The organism is Streptomyces sp. NPDC107454, assembly GCF_055582885.1.
Window position 1 is genome coordinate 1 of record NZ_JBVJPA010000060.1, and the last position, 2,564, is coordinate 2,564.

Sequence of the window (2,564 nt, forward strand, 5' to 3'; positions counted from 1 at the left end):
TTGCTCGGCCAGCTGGCGGTAGGTCAGGCCCGGACGCCACGAGGGGAGGTGGACCTCGTAGACGGACAGCGGTGCCTCGTGCACCGGACGGGCACTCCGCCCCGCCATCCACTCCTCGTCCGTCCACACATGGGACGACTCCGTGACGATCGAGGCGGTCGCCGGAGGCACTTCGGTGCGGCGGGCCATCGGGTCGGCGCGCATCGTGTGCGTACCGTCGGGCCGGGTGATGTCGAACTTGTACGGCGTTCCCTCGCCGATGCCGGGCAGGAACAGCTCCCAGACGCCCGAGGAACCGAGCGACCGCATGGGGTAGGCGGTGCCGTCCCAGCGGCAGAAGTCCCCGCAGACCCTCACTCCCTGGGCGTTGGGCGCCCAGACCGTGAAGCGGGTGCCGGTCACGCCCTGGTGGGTCATGGGATGGGCCCCGAGGGCCCGCCACAGCTCCTCGTGGCGTCCCTCGCCGATCAGATGCAGATCGACCTCGCCCAGCGCGGGCAGGAAGCGATACGGGTCATGCACCTCGTACGCGTGGCCCGCGTACGTCACCGACAGCACGTACTCGGGGATCGTGCCCAGCGGCAGGACGCCCGAGAAGAGGCCGTCACCGGCCCCCCGTAGCTCCGTGCGGCGGCCGTCCACCACCACAGCGACGGCCTCGGCGTACGGTCGTAGCACGCGGAACACGACGCCGCCCGGTATCGGGTGCGCGCCGAGCAGCGCGTGCGGATCGTGGTGGGCGCCCGACAACAGGCGCGCGCGGTCCGTCGCGTCCAGCGCGGCTACCGGCCTGGTGCCAACGGCGGTGGTGGGAACTGCCACGGCTTCAGCCTCCTCGGGGAAAGCGGTGGGGCGGATGGATCCTGGGCTCCGGGTCGTCGTCACAGGCGTTCAGCAGGACGTTCGACGCGGTGTTCGGCGTGATGCTCGACGCGATGGTCGGCTGGATGTGGGGCAGGACGCTCGGTGGGGTGTTCGCCATGCTGTTGCCCCGCGCCTTCGGCGAGGCGACCGACCGCCGCCATCGGGACCGGTAGCCAGTCGGGCCGGTGCCGGGCCTCGTACAGCACCTCGTACACGGCCCTGTCCGTCTCGTACGCGCGCAGCAGTTCGGGCTCCTCGCGCGGGTCCCACGCGGCCGCGGCGGCGTACCCCGCGCAGAAGGCCTCCCGGCAGCGCTGCGCCCACTCGGGGCGCCATGGCCGGCGGGAGCGCGCGGCGTAGTCGAAGGAGCGCAGCATGCCCGCGACATCGCGTACAGGGGACTGGAGGCGTCGGCGCTCGGTGAGCGGACGGGCCGGCTCGCCCTCGAAGTCGATGACGGACCACTGCCGCCCGGCCCGCAGCACCTGCCCCAGGTGGAGGTCGCCGTGAATCCGCTGGGCCGGCCGAATCGCCGCGTCGAGCGCCGCGAGCGCGTCGAAGGCCGAGCGCAGCCCGTCCGTGTACGGCCGGAGTTGGGGTACGGAGCGGGCCGTGGTGTCGAGCCGTTCACTCATCGCGGTCGCGAGTTGCCGGTGCTGCAACGGACTGGGCGCTCGTACGGGGAACGCCGCCGCCAGCGCCACATGTATCTCGGCGGTGGCCCGGCCGAGTTCGTGTGCCTCTTCGGTGAACTCCCCGCCGGAGGCGAGCGATTGGAGTGCCAGGGCCCAGCCGTCGGAGGCGTCGCGCAGGAACGGCTGGAGCACCCCGAGTGTCGCCTCCCGCGGCTGCGAGGTGCCGAACCACGCCGCGGGGGCGGGTACGCGGGTGCAGCCCTGCCGGGCCAGTGCCCAGGGCACCTCCAGGTCGGGGTTGATGCCCGGCTGGACGCGGCGGAAGACCTTCAGGATGAAGGAGTTCCCGTACACGAGTGAGGAGTTCGACTGCTCGGTGTCGAGGAGCCGTGGGGCGAGACCGCAGGGGACCGTCACCTGGGGATCCCGCTCGAAGAGCAGCGGTCCCGCAGCCCCGGGCGTGCGCAGCCGTTCCAGGAGCAGACCCGCCGCGTCGGGATCGTGGAAGGCGTCGTACACGCTGAGGTCGGCCAGGGGGCCCGCGCTCGGTCGGCCTATGAAGGCGGGGGCGAGCCGGGGTGGCAGGACCTCGCGTGCGCCGAGCAGGAGTTGGTAGCAGTCGTCGGGCGGGGGAGTGCCGGGACCTTCGGGGTCGGAGCCGCCGAGGTGTTCGGTGCGTATCAGGAGATGCAGGCAGCCCGGGTACAGCTCGGTCGACGACACCACGCTCAGACCGGTGACGGGGTGGCCCTTGCCCGCGAACCAGCGCTGCCGCGGCAGCCATTGCCGCAGCAGCTCGGCGAGCGAGGTGAGCAGTGCGGCGGGGGCATGGCTGCCCGGACGGTGCAACGCGGTCTTCGGCATGGCGACACGTCCTTTCAGAGGCAAGCGATCTTCGATGGGCACACGATCACGTGCGATGACGTGCGGTCAGGATCGCCTGGCGGTGCCGGGGTTGATCGCGCGTCGCAGCCGGAACCAGTAGAAGCCGTGGCCCGCGAGGGTGAGCAAGTACGGCAGCTCTCCGATGGCCGGGAATCGCACCCCGCCGATGAGTTCGACCGG

3 protein-coding genes are annotated in these 2,564 nt (G+C 71.9%); all 3 read right to left on the reverse strand.

Going from position 1 to position 2,564, the window contains the following annotated elements; all coding sequences use genetic code 11:
- Positions 1–822, reverse strand: an 822-nt coding sequence (locus tag ACZ69M_RS51115) for a GlgB N-terminal domain-containing protein (protein WP_470060548.1), incomplete at its 3' end; no start/stop codon positions are given.
- A gap of 59 nt (positions 823–881) precedes the next feature.
- Positions 882–2,363, reverse strand: coding sequence for a maltokinase N-terminal cap-like domain-containing protein (locus ACZ69M_RS51120; RefSeq protein ID WP_470060549.1), 1,482 nt, complete (start codon positions 2,361–2,363; stop codon positions 882–884).
- 66 nt (positions 2,364–2,429) lie between these two features.
- Positions 2,430–2,564, reverse strand: a 135-nt coding sequence (locus ACZ69M_RS51125; protein ID WP_351710222.1) for an alpha-glucosidase C-terminal domain-containing protein, incomplete at its 5' end; no start/stop codon positions are given.

Coding starts and splice junctions, on each gene's coding strand:
- ACZ69M_RS51120 (WP_470060549.1), bottom strand. CDS start 2,363: ATGCCGAAGACCGCGTTGCACCGTCCGGGCAGCCATGCCCCCGCCGCA.